Source organism: Psychromonas sp. KJ10-5, from assembly GCF_055808325.1.
This window is the reverse complement of record NZ_CM147864.1, coordinates 734,639-750,115: the sequence shown is the minus strand read 5'-3', so window position 1 is coordinate 750,115 and position 15,477 is coordinate 734,639. Positions and strand designations below refer to the sequence as shown.

Annotated in this window: 20 protein-coding genes; 5 read left to right on the top strand and 15 right to left on the bottom strand. The window is 35.7% G+C overall.

What is annotated here, in order from left to right; genetic code table 11:
* Nucleotides 1–54 precede the first annotated feature (54 nt).
* A complete protein-coding gene (fadR, locus tag AC0L3W_RS03530; RefSeq protein ID WP_409439662.1) occupies nt 55–759 on the bottom strand; it encodes a fatty acid metabolism transcriptional regulator FadR in 705 nt (234 codons plus the stop codon).
* Between the two features lie 363 nt (nt 760–1,122).
* Between fadR and dsbB the strand changes: the two genes are divergently transcribed.
* Nucleotides 1,123–1,659 carry a disulfide bond formation protein DsbB gene (gene dsbB, locus AC0L3W_RS03525; RefSeq protein WP_290039171.1) on the top strand — a complete coding sequence of 179 codons (537 nt, stop codon included), beginning with the start codon at nt 1,123–1,125 and terminating at the stop codon, nt 1,657–1,659.
* A 54-nt stretch (nt 1,660–1,713) separates the two neighbouring features.
* On the opposite strand, the gene AC0L3W_RS03520 is transcribed toward dsbB, so the two are convergent.
* The 3 genes from AC0L3W_RS03520 to zipA all read right to left on the bottom strand — a co-directional run bounded on the left by AC0L3W_RS03520 (nt 1,714) and on the right by zipA (nt 5,196).
* Nucleotides 1,714–1,974, bottom strand: coding sequence for a DUF5062 family protein (locus tag AC0L3W_RS03520; protein WP_290039170.1), 261 nt, complete (start codon nt 1,972–1,974; stop codon nt 1,714–1,716).
* A gap of 237 nt (nt 1,975–2,211) precedes the next feature.
* Nucleotides 2,212–4,230: an NAD-dependent DNA ligase LigA gene (ligA, locus tag AC0L3W_RS03515; protein ID WP_409439663.1), complete on the bottom strand. Its 2,019-nt coding sequence runs from the start codon at nt 4,228–4,230 to the stop codon at nt 2,212–2,214.
* An 87-nt stretch (nt 4,231–4,317) separates the two neighbouring features.
* Complete coding sequence (gene zipA / locus AC0L3W_RS03510; RefSeq protein WP_409439664.1) at nt 4,318–5,196, bottom strand: cell division protein ZipA; 879 nt, start codon at nt 5,194–5,196, stop codon at nt 4,318–4,320.
* A gap of 190 nt (nt 5,197–5,386) precedes the next feature.
* Between zipA and cysZ the strand changes: the two genes are divergently transcribed.
* A complete protein-coding gene (gene cysZ / locus AC0L3W_RS03505; RefSeq protein ID WP_409439665.1) occupies nt 5,387–6,166 on the top strand; it encodes a sulfate transporter CysZ in 780 nt (259 codons plus the stop codon).
* Nucleotides 6,167–6,320: 154 nt separating this feature from the next.
* On the opposite strand, the gene sodB is transcribed toward cysZ, so the two are convergent.
* A complete protein-coding gene (sodB, locus tag AC0L3W_RS03500) occupies nt 6,321–6,905 on the bottom strand; it encodes a superoxide dismutase [Fe] (protein WP_113819160.1) in 585 nt (194 codons plus the stop codon).
* Nucleotides 6,906–7,110: 205 nt separating this feature from the next.
* On the opposite strand from sodB, the gene grxD reads away from it, so the two are divergent.
* Nucleotides 7,111–7,443: a Grx4 family monothiol glutaredoxin gene (gene grxD / locus AC0L3W_RS03495; protein WP_290039166.1), complete on the top strand. Its 333-nt coding sequence runs from the start codon at nt 7,111–7,113 to the stop codon at nt 7,441–7,443.
* 74 nt (nt 7,444–7,517) lie between these two features.
* On the opposite strand, the gene AC0L3W_RS03490 is transcribed toward grxD, so the two are convergent.
* Entirely contained in the window at nt 7,518–7,886 is a 369-nt protein-coding gene (locus AC0L3W_RS03490) for a fibronectin type III domain-containing protein (protein WP_290039165.1), read from the bottom strand.
* A 489-nt stretch (nt 7,887–8,375) separates the two neighbouring features.
* A complete protein-coding gene (rnt, locus tag AC0L3W_RS03485) occupies nt 8,376–8,987 on the bottom strand; it encodes a ribonuclease T (protein WP_290039164.1) in 612 nt (203 codons plus the stop codon).
* Between the two features lie 125 nt (nt 8,988–9,112).
* Here rnt and AC0L3W_RS03480 point away from each other — a divergent pair, with 125 nt between their 5' ends.
* Nucleotides 9,113–9,988, top strand: coding sequence for a flagellar protein MotY (locus AC0L3W_RS03480; RefSeq protein WP_290039163.1), 876 nt, complete (start codon nt 9,113–9,115; stop codon nt 9,986–9,988).
* 79 nt (nt 9,989–10,067) lie between these two features.
* Here the strand turns inward: AC0L3W_RS03480 and AC0L3W_RS03475 are convergent, their stop codons facing one another.
* The 8 genes from AC0L3W_RS03475 to AC0L3W_RS03440 all read right to left on the bottom strand — a co-directional run bounded on the left by AC0L3W_RS03475 (nt 10,068) and on the right by AC0L3W_RS03440 (nt 14,408).
* Nucleotides 10,068–10,838, bottom strand: coding sequence for a spermidine synthase (locus AC0L3W_RS03475; RefSeq protein ID WP_409439666.1), 771 nt, complete (start codon nt 10,836–10,838; stop codon nt 10,068–10,070).
* A gap of 38 nt (nt 10,839–10,876) precedes the next feature.
* Nucleotides 10,877–11,122, bottom strand: coding sequence for a Rho-binding antiterminator (locus tag AC0L3W_RS03470; RefSeq protein ID WP_290039161.1), 246 nt, complete (start codon nt 11,120–11,122; stop codon nt 10,877–10,879).
* 10 nt (nt 11,123–11,132) lie between these two features.
* Nucleotides 11,133–11,729, bottom strand: a complete 597-nt coding sequence (locus AC0L3W_RS03465) for a DJ-1/PfpI family protein (RefSeq protein WP_409439667.1) — start codon at nt 11,727–11,729, stop codon at nt 11,133–11,135.
* A gap of 16 nt (nt 11,730–11,745) precedes the next feature.
* On the bottom strand, nt 11,746–12,246 hold the full coding sequence (locus tag AC0L3W_RS03460; RefSeq protein ID WP_409439668.1) for a GNAT family N-acetyltransferase: 501 nt from the start codon (nt 12,244–12,246) through the stop codon (nt 11,746–11,748).
* An 18-nt stretch (nt 12,247–12,264) separates the two neighbouring features.
* On the bottom strand, nt 12,265–12,666 hold the full coding sequence (locus AC0L3W_RS03455; protein WP_290039157.1) for a phosphate-starvation-inducible protein PsiE: 402 nt from the start codon (nt 12,664–12,666) through the stop codon (nt 12,265–12,267).
* A 182-nt stretch (nt 12,667–12,848) separates the two neighbouring features.
* Entirely contained in the window at nt 12,849–13,343 is a 495-nt protein-coding gene (locus AC0L3W_RS03450; protein ID WP_290039156.1) for a GNAT family N-acetyltransferase, read from the bottom strand.
* A gap of 63 nt (nt 13,344–13,406) precedes the next feature.
* Entirely contained in the window at nt 13,407–13,946 is a 540-nt protein-coding gene (locus tag AC0L3W_RS03445; RefSeq protein WP_290039155.1) for a DUF924 family protein, read from the bottom strand.
* A gap of 42 nt (nt 13,947–13,988) precedes the next feature.
* Nucleotides 13,989–14,408, bottom strand: a complete 420-nt coding sequence (locus tag AC0L3W_RS03440; protein WP_409439669.1) for a MarR family winged helix-turn-helix transcriptional regulator — start codon at nt 14,406–14,408, stop codon at nt 13,989–13,991.
* A 184-nt stretch (nt 14,409–14,592) separates the two neighbouring features.
* On the opposite strand from AC0L3W_RS03440, the gene AC0L3W_RS03435 reads away from it, so the two are divergent.
* Nucleotides 14,593–15,339 (top strand): siderophore-interacting protein, encoded by a 747-nt coding sequence (locus AC0L3W_RS03435; protein WP_290039153.1) that lies wholly within the window; start codon nt 14,593–14,595, stop codon nt 15,337–15,339.
* Nucleotides 15,340–15,477: the final 138 nt, after the last annotated feature.

Genomic DNA, 15,477 nt, shown 5'->3' with positions numbered 1-15,477 from the left:
AATAACCCTAAATATAAAAATTGCCCAGAGGCATGATAAAAAATAATAATACGATTAATCTAAAAAATCATCCGGAAGTTGATCGCGTAAACGTAGCCATATTTTGCCACTTGCAAAAGCTGTTTCTCGCACTATTTGCATGATTTGTTGGCCGTTCCCTTCTTCAAAAACTCTTTTAATATCGGCATAAAATGATAATGCAATTAGCTTCGCTTCAGTGTTCGAAAAATAGAACATACCAACCTTACGGTAAAGATCCTGTAAACCATTAAGAATCAGTACATAAATCATATTATTCGATGATACTGCTACGTGATGATAAAAACGGTAATCGAATTCAGTGAATGCTTCGCTGCTAGCATCAACCGCTGGCACGTCTTTTAAAAATTCGATAATACTTTTACTATTATGTTTTGCAGCCATGCGTAAGATGATAGTACTGATATTGGTTCGTACTGACATTAGTTGGTCAATAAAATCGCCGCGACGTTCCTTATCTAAACGAGTAATTGTACTTAATACGTTTAAACCAGAGGTTTCCCAGAAATCATTTACCTTGGTCGCCTTGCCGTGACGAATGGTTATCCACCCTTCTTTGGATAATCGTTGTAACACTTCACGTAAAGTGGTTCTAGTTACGCCAATTTTATCTGCCAACAACCGTTCAGCCGGTAACTCAGAATGGATCGGTATACTGCCATTCCAAATGGATTCTATTAGATATTGCTCTGCTACGTCGGCAGGCCCTTTAACTTTCATTATCATTGTTATTTTTATTTTCCAATATAATATGACGGCATCTTAACATATTCATTTGACTCTATGATGACTGTTTGAAAAAACAGTAGCATTAACTGACTTTAATTCGAGAAAAATATGAGGGTACACCATGGTTAGTACCATTTACATGCATATTAGTTCATCTATTATAGAGATATAATAGATTGATTTTAAATGAAATTAACTTTGCATTAAACCGACTTCAGATAACGAATTAAATGCTGTTTAAGATAAGAGCTGAATTACATTATCTAAATTTAACCTCAACGTCTTCTGTTTATGTTGAATTTTTATGAAATACAAGGTTATATACGTCCTGAAATATTCTATTAGGAGAATCCCTTGATTTCAAACCCTTCTCAAAGCAAGCTTAAATACCTTTCTCAGCAACGATGGCCTTGGCTATTATTAGCTGCAAGCGCACTAATAATGGAGCTAACCGCTTTATTTTTTCAACATGTGATGCACCTAGAGCCCTGTGTAATGTGTATTTATGAGCGCCTCACTATGTTGGCCATTGTCGCAGCCGGTTTATTAGGTGCAGTCGCACCACACAATGTCATTATCCGATTGAGTGCGTTTGCCGTATGGGCATTGGGTTCTGTATGGGGATTATTACTCGCAATAGAGCATACCGATTACCAAATGAATCCATCGCCTTTTGCAACCTGTGATTTTTATCCGAACTTTCCAGAGTGGTTGCCATTACATGAAATGTTCCCATGGTTATTCAACCCAACGGGTTACTGTTCTGATATCGTGTGGACTTTCCTAGACTATTCAATGCCACAATGGTTGATTGTTAGCTTTGCAATTTACTTAATAATATTTGTGGTGGTTGCGGTAACAGCTATGCTACCAAGTAAAAAAGCTGCATAAAATAGTCAGTAATAACTGAATAGATGCTTTGTCTATTCAGTTATTTATTGAAAATTATTTAAGTAAGGAATGGTCTGCTGGTAAGTTCTTCATGATCCAAGTAACTAACTTATGGCGGATATTTGCGGTATTTTCATCATCCACATTAAGTGGGTTGATCAATTTATCTTGTACTAATAAACGATAGATACATTCTTGTTTATCTTTTGCTGAAGTTGTACTGTCAATTCCAACATAACCTCGTTTTAAAGCATAGGCTGTCCCCAACTTTGTTGCATGCTGTAGTAATTGAGATTCATTTTTAATTTTTTTCATTAACTCACCTTATCTATCTTCACCAACATTGATATGTCGATCATTTTAAACTCAATCCTAGTTAATGGAAGCGATACGTACGCTAAAATCAGATAGTTAAATGATTTATTAGGCAATACAGCTAATTATACGTAGTTCAACGAAAATTATTGAAGCAATAATTGGTTATTGAAATAATTTAACGCATTAATCCGTGTAAATAGCTGTGTTGGCTCGCTTTTTTATCCGGTATTGAGGTTATTTACCTAATAAATCTAATACTGCTTGTTCATCTAAAATTTCAATGCCCAATTCAGTAGCCTTACTTAATTTTGACCCTGCAGCTTCACCTGCAACTAATGTATTCGTTTTTTTAGATACACTGCCTGCGACTTTAGCCCCTAAAGCCTGCAGAGCAGCTTTAATATCATTGCGAGACATTGCTGTAAAACTCCCTGTTATAACAAAGGTTTTATCTAATAACGGAAGATCGCTTTCATCTTTTACCTCGATTGCCGGCCAATGTATACCAGCATCAATAAGTTGCGTGATCACTTCCAAATTGTGATCTTGGCGTAAAAAGTAATAGAGATGTTTAGCAACAATTTCACCGACATCGCTGACACTTTTAAATGATTCAATACCCGCTGCTTTAATTGCTTCTAATGTTTTAAAGTGTTGAGCTAGGTTGGCTGCGGTTGCTTCACCGACTTCACGTATACCTAAAGAATATAAGAAGCGTGCTAAGGTAGTTTTTTTACTTACTTGCAAGCTATTCACTAACTTTTTAGCTGACGTTTCCCCCATTCTTGGCAAACTCGCGACTTGCTGTACTGTTAATGAGAACAATTGTGCCGGATCTTTGATCATCTTATGGTCAACTAATAAATCTACCAACTTATCACCTAAGCCATCAATATCTAATGCCTTACGTGAAGCAAAATGTTTAATTGCTTGCTTACGCTGCGCTTCACAATACAAACCACCAGTGCAACGTGTGACTGCTTCCCCTTCGATACGCTCGACATCACTATCACATACAGGGCAAGTCTCAGGGAAAACAATAGTACGTGTTTTTTCTGTATCACGTTGCTCTATAACAACCCGTGCAACCTGCGGAATAACATCGCCTGCACGGCGCACAACAACCACATCACCAATCAAGATACCTAAACGTTCGATTTCATCTTTATTGTGTAAGGTTGCATTAGACACCGTCACACCACCGACAAAAACTGGTTTTAGCTTAGCAACAGGCGTGATAGCTCCCGTTCTGCCAACTTGAAATTCAACGTTATCAACGACTGTTACCGCTTCTTCCGCCGGGAATTTATAAGCTGTTGCCCAACGTGGCGCACGTGCAACAAAGCCCATTTTTTGTTGTAATTTAATGTCATCAACTTTATATACAACACCATCGATTTCATAGCCTAATGACGGCCTTTTTTCAGCAATATTATCGTAAAATTGATGACAAGCTTGTTCGCCGACAACACGTTTCACTTCACTGGAAACAGGTAAGCCCCACTGTTTTAGCTGCTGGATACGATCATATTGACTATCCGGTAAATCACCTTCAAAAATCCCTACTGAATAACAATAAAATGCTAATGGTCGCGCTGCTGCAATTTTTGAATCTAGTTGACGTAAACTGCCAGCGGCAGCATTACGAGGGTTAACAAAAGCTTTTTCACCTGCATCGATTAATCTTTTATTAAGCTTTTCAAAGCCTGCTTTTAGCATGAACACTTCACCACGTACTTCTAAACGAGCAGGGACATTCTCTCCACGTAATCTGAGGGGCAAATTGCCAATCGTTTTAACATTTTCAGTTACATTCTCACCTGTTAAACCATCACCTCGTGTTGCAGCTTGAACGAGTACACCGTTTTCATAAATGATACTGGCAGCTAATCCATCTAACTTAGGCTCAATACAAAAGGCGGTCTCAGTTAAACTGGACTTATCAATAACACGTTGCATGAAGTCATTGAGTGAATCACTATCAAATACATTATCTAAGCTCAGCATAGGTAATTGATGTGTTACTTGCTCGAACTTAGACAGTGCAGTCCCCCCTACTTTTTGAGTGGGTGAATTAGCAGATAACAAGTTGGGATATTCTGTCTCTAGTTGCTTTAGCTCATGAAACACACGATCATACTCAGCATCTGGAACAGATGGCGCATCTTGCACATAATATTGATAGTTGTACTCTTCTAGTAAGGCACTTAATTCTTTTACTTTTTGTTCTGCAACTTGCATCTTATTACTCATGGATCTTTGCTCTTTTCTAATTTTACTAATAAAAAAACCTCGTAAAACGAGGCTTTCTTAGGAGAGGTGTCCCGCTAATATCAGCGCTTACGCATATTTCTCTAACCGTGTACGATACTCGATAAACTGCTCAGCAGTGAACTTCTCACGTTTCTCATTTAAGACTTCACAATCAAACTCTTCTGCGACTTGCTCTACCGCTCTCAGCATCATATCAAAAGATTTGTTAACGCTGATATTTTTGTTAGGCGCAGTGAAAAAGAATGAAATACCTGGAGAGTTAAACTGCTCCATACAATCAACATCAAAAGTACCCGGTGCCATCATATTAGCAATGCTAAATAAAATTTCGCCAGTACCATCAGAGTGTTCATGTCGATGGAATATATTCATTTCTCCGTAACGAAAACCTGATGTTAAGAAAAATTGTAATAACTCATGCCCACCTAAGCGTTCGCCATTTTTCGCGGCAACATTAAAAATAAACAAGTCAGTTTCATCAGCAACTGATTCAACTTTTTTAGTTTCAACATTGACAGTTTGCGGATCATCTAGTGAATCGATCATATCGATGTGTTCTTGGATAGGTAAGTCATCCAAAGTTGAAAGTACAACACGTTCACTTTCGGCCTCTATCGGTGTAGGCTTAACTGAACTAATCGACTCATCTTGTTGTTCAACATTAAAATGATAAGCATCAGACTCATCACCATGATGATTACCATGGCTACTAAAAGCTACGGAATCAAAATCTCTATTTAACTTGCTGGTTGCTGACGTCTTGACCTGAATAGGCTCTTCTTCGCCAGCTTCTTCACGCGCTAATGCTTCTAACTCATCTAATTGAGCTTGTTGTTCTGCTTTTAACGCTTGTTTATTTTTTCTATTTAATAAAAAACCGTGAATTAATACGCCGGCAATAGCCAAAATACCAATAACGATAAGAATAGATTGAAAGTGCTGCATTATTGATTCTCTTGATTCATTATAGATAACTTTATGACTGTTAAATTACCCTGTATCGTACTGCACGTCTATCGTTTGCCCCTAATTTTTTACAAAACTTAGGTACAATTGATAAAAGAATCGATTTATTAGCTGATATTTACTCACTACAAGGTAATATTATCAGAAATATCAATGACAAGGCTTCACTATGAACAACAATACTATAATTGATCAACCCCTGACAGGTTTAGGATATTTATTTAAAGGAGTGCAACTTCTTAGACACCCTCAACTAAGAGTTTTTGTATTAGTCCCCTTGCTGATAAATGTACTGATCTTTGCTAGCGCATTCTGGTTTTTATTCACCAGTATTACTGACTGGATAGAAACTTATATGCAAGAATTACCCACCTTTTTGAGTTGGTTATCTTATGTACTATGGCCGATAATTATTTTTTCTATTTTATTCTCGCTTTCTTTTATTTTTTCAACCATCGCCAATTTAATTGCAGCACCTTTTAATGGTTTACTCGCGGAGAAAACAGAAATTTTACTGACTAAATCAGCAATTAATGATGATGGTTGGCAAGATCTTTTAAAAGACTTACCAAGAATACTAAAGCGTGAATGTCAGAAATGGGTGTACTTTTTACCAAGAATGTTAGGTTGTTTTATTTTATTTTTTGTGCCAGTAATAGGACAAACTATTGCACCAATCGTGTGGTTAGTTTTTGCAGGATGGATGATGGCAATTCAATATGCCGATTACCCCTTTGATAATCACAAAGTGCCCTTTGCAGTTATGCGTAAAACGTTAGGAGAGCGCTTCGGCAAAAATATTACCTTTGGCATGATCATTAGTTTTTGTACCACTATTCCGCTATTAAACTTTATTATTATGCCCATTGCGGTTTGTGGGGCGACTGCAGCTTGGGTGGATATATACAAACATCAGGTGCTCTCTAACCCATTAAATCGTATTGAATAAGTAATTATCCGGTCTCAGCAGCAACCTAACTAACCTCGTTAGTTTAGTAGTAATGTCTTGTTTCTAGGCTTTTAAAACTAAAAAAACCTAGCTTGAATAACAAGCTAGGTTTTAATATCAATATCATCGCACTAATGATATTTTATTACATAGATTATGCAGCGAAGTTTTTCGCAACAAATTCCCAGTTAACTAGAGCCCAGAAACCGTTTAGGTAGTTAGGGCGCACGTTACGGTAATCGATGTAGTATGCATGTTCCCATAAATCAACAGTTAGAAGCGGTGTTGTGCCTTCTTCAGTTAGTGGCGTTGCTGCATTTGAAGTGTTAACGATTTCTAAAGAACCGTCAGCTTTTTTAACTAACCAAGTCCATGAAGAACCAAAGTTGTTAACAGCTTTGTCGTTTAATTGAGCTTGGAACTCAGCAAAAGAACCGAATTTAGCATCGATTGCAGCAGCTAATTCACCAGTAGGTTCGCCACCAGCATTAGGTGCTAAACAGTTCCAGTAGAAAGTGTGGTTCCAGATTTGTGCAGCATTGTTGAAAACACCACCTTCAGAAGTTTTAATGATTTCTTCTAAAGATTTTTCAGCAAGATCAGTACCTTCAACTAAACCATTTAGTTTAGCTACGTAAGTTGCATGGTGTTTACCATGGTGAAATTCTAAAGTTTCAGCTGAAATATGTGGTTCTAATGCATCTTTTGCGTAAGGTAATGCTGGTAATTCAAAAGCCATTTTAAATTCTCCTAATAAAGGCTGAGGGGGGATTAATTTAGTTGACCTAGTTATACTTTCTTTAGTAATAAAAAGCCACCACAAAAATTGACCTAGATCATTTTATATCTATGATAGAATGATCGCAAATTCATGGATAGATTGCACGTATACACCTGTTATAATGTGCAATTAATGACAATATTCTATCGTTAGAGGAAAAATAATGGAAACATTAGATAAAATCAAAGAACAATTAAGCGAAAACACTATCCTATTATACATGAAAGGTTCGCCTAAATTACCAAGCTGTGGTTTTTCATCACAAGCATCTCAAGCATTAATGCAATGTGGTCAACCTTTTGCGTATGTTGATATCCTACAAAATCCAGATATCCGTGCTGAATTACCAAAATATGCTAACTGGCCAACGTTCCCACAATTATGGGTGGAAGGTGAGCTAGTAGGTGGTTGTGACATCATTTTGGAAATGTTCCAACAAGGTGAGTTACAAGAATTAATTACTGCTGCAGCTGCAAAAGCACAACCAGCAGAATAAAGTTACTTGTATAATAAAAAGGCGCCCACTTTCACAAGTGTGCGCCTTTTTTCATTTTAAATGAAATAATTAAGTTATATGTCTTCGATACAACTAACATCTGAGTATGCAATACCATTTTCATTATAAGCACCAATGCGATAACAATAAGTACTATCAGCTTCGACATTATTATCAACGTAACTGGTTTCATTGACATCCACCGATGTCACGACAATAAAATCATCTTCACCATCCAAACTACGTTCGATCAAAAAGCCATCTTCATTATCAGCCAAATCATCCCAGCTAATTTCCAATGATGCGGTTTCAACTGCTTCCTGCTCTTCATCAATAGTAGTACTAACTAATTCTTCAAATGACTCTTCAACAGTTACGTCTATTTCCTCTGCTATTTCAGAGCTTCCTTCCCCACCACATGCTGTGAGTGAAAGAAAAGCCATTAAAACAATCAGCTTATTGTATTTACCTTTTATCATCTTTTACACAATCCCCTTTCTAACCCATTTTGCTATTTATAATAAATAGACTATTTAACAATATGTTATATAGCAGACATGATTTCACACTGATTAATACAATAATTAAAAAATGTGTTAGTCAAATTGATTTACTCAACATCTACCAATGCGTTATTCCAATAAAAACATGGCAACCCAGTTTTTATACCTACCCCACAAACTACCCAATAAAGAGTAGACACTAAAAATAAAAAAAGCCATTAATATTTTCCAATATTAATGGCTTTTTTATGACAGAAAGGGTCATGAGTAGTTCAGACAACAACTATCAAATTATATATTTTTTATACAACCAGAGCTTAAAAAACAATCTAAACTAAGCTTAAAATGAATATAAAGATCTGTTCTATTTAACAATATGTATTATTTAAAACATTAAATAAAAACTAATTAAATAAACATTTATTTTATTTAATTCCAACCGCCTAATGCTTTGTAACGATTAACCATGTAATAAAATAGTTCAGCAGTCACTTCTGTATCATATAAAGCAGAATGTGCTTCATTATTGTCATAATCAACTCCCGCTTTTTCACAGGCTTTAGCCAATACAGTTTGTCCTAAAGTCAATCCAGCCATACTCGCTGTATCAAAAGCAGCAAAAGGATGAAAAGGAACACGCTTTAATTTGCAACGCTCCGTTGCTTTGTTAATAAAGCCTTGATCAAAAGAGGCATTGTGAGCCACTAAAATGGCTCTATTACATTCATTCTGTTTTTGATATTTACGTACTTTTTTAAAAATTTCAGTCAGTGCTTCACGTTCATCAACAGCGCCGCGTAAAGGGTTAAAAGGATCAATACCAGTGAAGCTCAATGCTTTAGGGTCTAACTCAGCACCTTCAAATGGCATCACATGAAAATGCATTTTATCAACACTGGTTAAATAACCTTGTTCATCCATTTCAGGGAAAATAGCTGCAATTTCGAGCATCGCATGCACATTGGAGTCTAAACCTGATGTTTCAATATCAATAATAACTGGGTAAAACCCTCGGAACCGTTCTGCTAATTTATTATCCATTTCATCTCACTGTTAAAATAAAGTCCAAATATTATGCCAGAAAGTAAAAAAAACCGCATAAATTTACTAAAGATATTCTGTCATCTGTCGATATAAACAACAGAGATCAAATACATCGAGCGATTATGAAAAAAATAATACCTTTAATATTCATTATGACCACTATGCCAGTGTACTCTGCAAGTAAGCAGTATCATGCAGGACTAGATAACTCTAATTGGTATTTAAGTAGCTCATCACCAATACAATGTACACTTGAGCACCCAATTCCTAGATATGGTCAAGCCAATTTTGTTGCTAAAGCTAGTAAGAAAATTAATTTAGATTTTCGCCTAGAAAGTAAAAGAGCAATGCCAAGTACTGAGGTTGTACAGTTGAAGTCTGTACCGCCAGAATGGCACCCTGGCGCGGCACCAGAATTAATCGATACAGTCACCTTCCATCAACAATTTGATGGCTATGTTACTAAGCAAAGTGCATGGCGCATGCTAAGTGAATTAGAGCGAGGTCAAGTGCCTACTTTTTACTTTCATGACTGGTACAACAATCAACAATTAATTAGCGTAGGGTTATCATCAATCAATTTTAATAAAACCTATGATGCCTTTAATGACTGTATATCACAGTTACTGCCTTATAACTTTGATGATATTTCTTATAGTATCCTACGTTACAAAAAAGACGGTTCGTTATTAACGCAATTTTCTAAAAAGCGTCTAAAAATGATTGGAGACTATATAAAACATGATAAATCGATCAACGTCATTCTTGTCTCTGGTTATACCGATGGATATGGCGCAATTAACAATAACCAAGTTTTATCTGAAAAAAGAGCAAATTCAGTGAAAAGTTACTTAGCAAAACTTGGCTTTAATAATGACAATATAAAAGTATCTGGTTACGGTGAAAGGCATCATGTTGCTGATAATAGAGATATTTTAGGACGCCAAGAAAACAGACGTGTCATTATCTCTATCGAGAAGGAAGAAGAAGAAATTTAATTTAGTTATCAGAATTAGCTGTTATTTAAATATATGATTTTATATAAGCACTGATTTGCATTAATCTTAACGCTTACAATTAACACGCAGGAATATAGGTTATATGATCAATAATCTCATCAATTCCTTGCCAATCCAGCTGTGTTAGCAATATTTTATTTTGTTTAAGTTGTTGCTGCTCATTTATGTCAACACAACTAGCAATCACCATAATATTGCTAAAGTCCTTAAAATCAACCAATGCTATATGCGGAAAATATTTCTTTATTGTTAACAAAACAGTCGTAAATGATTTTTCATCTTGCACATGTAGATTAATTAAAATCAACCTTTGATCACTAGTGATATTAATAAGATTCTGATAGAACTGTTCTTCAAATAAACAAGTTGCACTCTGCTCGCCTATAAAAAGATCAGAGAGCACCACATCATATTTTTCATCACAATCAGCAACAAATTGCTCTGCTGTTGTGTAAACCACATTAGACTGGTCTGTTAATAAAAAATGCTCTTTTGCCATCGTAATAATAGTTTGTGAAGCTTCAACAGAAGTAATAGATAGCTGAGTACATTTTGCTAAACAACGTTCTAAGGATGCTCCTCCTAACCCTAAATTTAAGATATTTAATGCCTTAGGATTAATTAATAAAAACAATAAAAAAGATTGTGTAACCGGCATGATGATTTGAGTTGGATGAGTTAAAGACATAATCGATTGTATAGAAGAACCAGCGTACTCGAACCACCTAAAACTCTCGGACTCTTTCACAAATAACTTTTCGCCCTTGATATTCTGCTGATGAATAATGCGGTGAGGAAATAGCTTATTAGCAACGAATTTATCTATCACCCTCCACTCCTTTAATACTCTGTATGAGCTTCTCAAGACTAAACAAAAGAGAGCTCTTTTAGATGCGGGTTCTTAACCATTACCGTGAGAGAAGTCATGTTATCTAAAGCAATAATCAGCTCTTGGCCATTATTCTCCAGTTTAATACACTCTTGTTTTTGTTCATCTTTTAATGTGTCAATTGCAACGCCTTCAACTATTAGACCTGATTTTAAAGTTATTTGAAGAGGATAGTGATACATACAAACTATTTCAACATAATCATATTGATGACAAGTTAACATCTTAATTACCTTAAATGTATTGACCTACTAAGTTAATGCAGTGATTAACATATTGCTCTTTTTCAGACACTGGTGAAACATAATGTATGGCAGCTTCTGCTTGTTGCTTACCTGCTAATTTATAAATAACCCAAGCAGCTAAATATTGAGAAGCTAAACATCCACCCGCAGTAGCAATATTATCCTTCGCATTAAAAGGTTTATTCAATACCTTAACTCCCGATTCGATAACCCAAGGCTTAGTTGTTAAATCAGTACAAGCTGAACCCCCCTTTAATAAACCCAATACAGACATTAATAACGTACCTGAACACTGACCGCCAATAAGTTGCTTATTCGGATCTAAATTCAAACGAGATAGTAAATGGCTATCTTTAGCAATATCTCGAGTTAATAGACCACTTCCAAATAGAACTACATCTGCAGTGTTAGCAAACTCTAAGGGTTGTTGGGACATAACCGTAACACCGTTCATTGATACAACCGAAGGCGAAGGACTGGTGATTTGTACATCCCAGCCTTGTTCTTTCATTCGATTCAATATACCCATCGCAATAAAAGAATCTAATTCATTAAAGCCATCAAATGTTAATATTGCTATTTTCATATAGTTTCCTAATATTTCACGATAAGACTAATTGTTTTTGCATTAAGTATTGTATCAAGGCTTCATTGTTCCTGTTTACTGTTTGTGACTTAATAACCTTAAAACCTAATTTTTGAAATAAAGGCTTAGCGATTATGGAAGCTTCAACATATAAGGCTGGTATTTTTGATTGCTTTGCACACATTACAAGGTGCAATAATAGATGAGTAGCTACACCTTGTTGCTGATAGTCAGGATGCACATACGCACAATCGATATGTCCATCACTTTCAAGTTCCATAAAACCTGCGACTTTATCATTTATCAATAATAGAAACGGTCTTTTATTAGACAATCGATCAAACCATTTCTGGTAATTTATAGGTGTAGGAGCCCAAGCATATTGTTGGGCTACTGAATAAATATTAGGATCTATGGAATGAACGGCTAAATAAAATAGGTCTATAATTTCTTTAGCTCGCGCACTACAGTAAGTAACGATTTGATAATTTTTCGCGCTGTTAGTATCTCTATCCATAAAATCAATGACAGCAGGCTAAATATCTTTATCGGATTTACCATAAGGATATTTAATATGGCCGTAACGAATAACTAAAATGGCTAACACAATAATTAAAATAGAGGCAGACAGCCCTAACATTCTCCACGTATCCAAATTTTTCATATCCAAAATCATATAACGGGCCAAAGCAACTACTGCAATATATAACGGCATTCTTACTGGTAATCGGCCTGACTTTAAATACAGACTCACCATGGCAAAGACTTCTAAATAGATAAACAGCAATAGTAAATCAGCTAAAGTCACTTCCCAGTTTTTAAAGACGATCCAAACTTCTGCTGCCATCGCAATAACCGTTAATACGGCAATGGTAAATAAACCAATATGCTCAACTAACGATAAGGCTTTATAGCCTGCATTTTTCACATTTGACATGCGATTCCCTTACTAAGTGAACTGATTTGTATAAGGACAAATCAGGAAATCTAAAATTAACATCACAATATCAAATTTAACAGTATAATCAATAGCTTAATAGCTTATTTAAGAAAGCCCTTTATTTATTTTATATGTCGACTTACCGCCCAAATTAAACTTAAGATATAAGCAATTGATAGTTATAAAGAAAGTGACATCTCATGCCAGCTTAAACCACCGTGTAAAGAGTCTGATTCACCTAAATGTATAAAGCCATGTTTAGCATAAAAATGAATCAATTCAGTTTGACAGATTAAATAGATATTTGACTTGTTTATCCCCTTCATCTTTTGAATAAAAGCACCTAATAAAGTATCTGCATACCCTTTACCTTGATAGTTAGGGTGAACCACAACAGACATAACTACAATATGTTTTCCAGTGGCATCATGACCAACTAATTCTTTAAAAGCTTCATCGGATAACTGCACATGATGAGTTGCACCTGAATTAACAAAACCAATGATTTCTCGATCATTTTCTAAAACAAGGAAGCCTTGAGGATACTGTTGAATACGACACAATATTTTCTCTTTGGTAGCAGCTTCATCACCGGCATAAGCAGCTCTTTCAATCTCATAGCATCTATCTAAATCACTTGTCTTTGCTTCACGTATAGTGAATTCATTATTCATCTTATTAGTTCCCACTGACCATTGTCATTTGTTGAAGTTAATTTTTACGATTGATATGAGTGCCTAAAAACTAGAATTTGGTTGCCTTAAGAAAGCTAACTCTTCGGGTGTTGAAGTACGTTGTAATATTGCATTACGGTGAGGATAACGTCCAAATTTAGCTATAATATTTCTGTGCATCACTTCAAAATCAAGAGTAGATTGTAGTCCATTTTCTGTAAATAACTGCAATGCCTGATCGTGAATGAACAGAGACTCACTGTGCATGAATGGCATATACATGAAGCTGCGCTCAATAGCACTTAATTCCTGATCTACGCCTTTTGCAATTGCTTCTTGTGCTAGTACCAATGCAAGTGAATCCGATGCAAATGCACGATCAGAGTCTCTAAACATATTGCGTGAGAATTGATCTAACAGGATGATTTCAGCTAACCGTCCCTTTGCTGATTCTCGCCACTGAAACAGTTCACCACGGTTTGCTTGTTGATGTAATGTTTGAAAATTAGCAGTGATATAACTATCGACTGCAGCATCTTTTTTCCACCATTGTTCAGGTTGTAATCGAGTAAACCAAAAATCATGAATATCCTGAAAATTCATACTAGCCTCTTTGTTAATATGTGCTTTGTTTAAGAATATAAATTATTCTAAATTACTATTCATCTTATCAACCACTGTTGAGAATGTTTTAACTTGCTCTTCGGAAAGGCCTTTACACATTGTTTCATTAATCTCTTTCTGTGCTTGTAATAGTTTGGTTAATAATTTTTTTCCTTGCTCCGTAAAAGAAAGTATAAAACGTCTTTTATCTTCAGCAGATGCTTTCTTTTCTATCAAGTCTAACGTAATCAATTCTTTCACTAAACGTGCTACTTGCGCCTTATCTCTCTGCATTTTTTGCACAATGTCATTTGCAGTACAATTTTCTGTTTCATTAATGATATATAAGCAACGTACATGCATTGCGTTTAAACCCAATTCATTGGCATTAATCACCTCTCGTATCGTTACTCGATAGTGTTGCATCAGTGAAAAAAGGGAATTGATCAGGGGGGTATCCATATGCACCTCAAAGTAGTTGACAAAATCAATTAAAATGTTATTGTTGATATTGTCAACTATATCATAGATATTACCTTAAATATAGTTATTGAGTTTTACACTAAAAATTATCTGTGTTTAAGATAACAAGCTATGTCTCATAAAAATTGAAATAGCAGTTACTATAAATCCAGTAAGGAATAATATGCGCAAACAAATTCGACAAGCAAATGTATTAAGTTCGCAACAAATCACTCCTCATTTACAACGAATTGTCATTGGTTCTGAGGAATTTAAAGGCTTTACTTCTTCTTTAATAGGTAACTATGTCAAGGTGCTACTTGCTAAAGAGGCCGACTCTACCTGTGATATAGAGATGAAAAGTGCCTGGATGCGCTCTTACACCATTCAAGATGTAGAAGAAGAAACTGGTGCTTTAACTTTGGATTTTGTTATTAATATGCATCAAGGACCAGCTACCGATTGGGCGAAAACAGCTAAGGTAGGAGATAAGTTAGCCATTGCAGGTCCAGGTCCTAAAAAGCTCGATGAATTGAGTCAGCCACATTATGTGTTAATCGGAGACTTAACCTCAGTTAACGCAATTAAAGGATACCTTCACCTACTACCGAAGTCAGCACGTATTGATGCTATTATTCATGTGCCAAATGAACAAGATATCATCAACTTAGACACGAAACGATCAGTAAATTGGGTAGTGACAACGACACCTAATCAAAGTCTACCAAGTGCATTGGATAAGCTTAATATATCAGAAGACAGCATTATATTTATGGCTATTGAAGCTGGATTAATGACTGAACTAAAAGGATTTTTTGCACAGAAATACCAAGTCTCTCGCACACAAATAGTGGCTTCAGGTTACTGGAAACAAGGTGTTGATTCTGAAAACTATAAGCTGCAACGTCAACAGTTAACCAACACAAAGTAAACTGGAAATACTTTAATAAATCGCTCCCCCGCCTATTTATTAAGTTGCTGTTAACAATGTATTGAAAAGCTGTCAGACTGGCAGAGTCAATTTCTATCTGTGCCATGGTTTATTAACAAAGGCATACATCACTCTCTG

Coding starts and splice junctions, on each gene's coding strand:
- AC0L3W_RS03460 (WP_409439668.1), bottom strand. CDS start 12,246: ATGGATAGAGATACTAACAGCGCGAAAAATTATCAAATCGTTACTTAC.
- fadR (WP_409439662.1), bottom strand. CDS start 759: ATGAAAGTTAAAGGGCCTGCCGACGTAGCAGAGCAATATCTAATAGAA.
- zipA (WP_409439664.1), bottom strand. CDS start 5,196: ATGCAGCACTTTCAATCTATTCTTATCGTTATTGGTATTTTGGCTATT.
- AC0L3W_RS03480 (WP_290039163.1), top strand. CDS start 9,113: ATGAAAAAAATAATACCTTTAATATTCATTATGACCACTATGCCAGTG.
- cysZ (WP_409439665.1), top strand. CDS start 5,387: ATGAACAACAATACTATAATTGATCAACCCCTGACAGGTTTAGGATAT.
- AC0L3W_RS03455 (WP_290039157.1), bottom strand. CDS start 12,666: ATGTCAAATGTGAAAAATGCAGGCTATAAAGCCTTATCGTTAGTTGAG.
- sodB (WP_113819160.1), bottom strand. CDS start 6,905: ATGGCTTTTGAATTACCAGCATTACCTTACGCAAAAGATGCATTAGAA.
- ligA (WP_409439663.1), bottom strand. CDS start 4,230: ATGAGTAATAAGATGCAAGTTGCAGAACAAAAAGTAAAAGAATTAAGT.
- AC0L3W_RS03440 (WP_409439669.1), bottom strand. CDS start 14,408: ATGGATACCCCCCTGATCAATTCCCTTTTTTCACTGATGCAACACTAT.
- AC0L3W_RS03450 (WP_290039156.1), bottom strand. CDS start 13,343: ATGAATAATGAATTCACTATACGTGAAGCAAAGACAAGTGATTTAGAT.
- AC0L3W_RS03445 (WP_290039155.1), bottom strand. CDS start 13,946: ATGAATTTTCAGGATATTCATGATTTTTGGTTTACTCGATTACAACCT.
- AC0L3W_RS03520 (WP_290039170.1), bottom strand. CDS start 1,974: ATGAAAAAAATTAAAAATGAATCTCAATTACTACAGCATGCAACAAAG.
- AC0L3W_RS03435 (WP_290039153.1), top strand. CDS start 14,593: ATGCGCAAACAAATTCGACAAGCAAATGTATTAAGTTCGCAACAAATC.
- AC0L3W_RS03490 (WP_290039165.1), bottom strand. CDS start 7,886: ATGGCTTTTCTTTCACTCACAGCATGTGGTGGGGAAGGAAGCTCTGAA.
- AC0L3W_RS03470 (WP_290039161.1), bottom strand. CDS start 11,122: ATGTTAACTTGTCATCAATATGATTATGTTGAAATAGTTTGTATGTAT.
- rnt (WP_290039164.1), bottom strand. CDS start 8,987: ATGGATAATAAATTAGCAGAACGGTTCCGAGGGTTTTACCCAGTTATT.
- grxD (WP_290039166.1), top strand. CDS start 7,111: ATGGAAACATTAGATAAAATCAAAGAACAATTAAGCGAAAACACTATC.
- AC0L3W_RS03465 (WP_409439667.1), bottom strand. CDS start 11,729: ATGAAAATAGCAATATTAACATTTGATGGCTTTAATGAATTAGATTCT.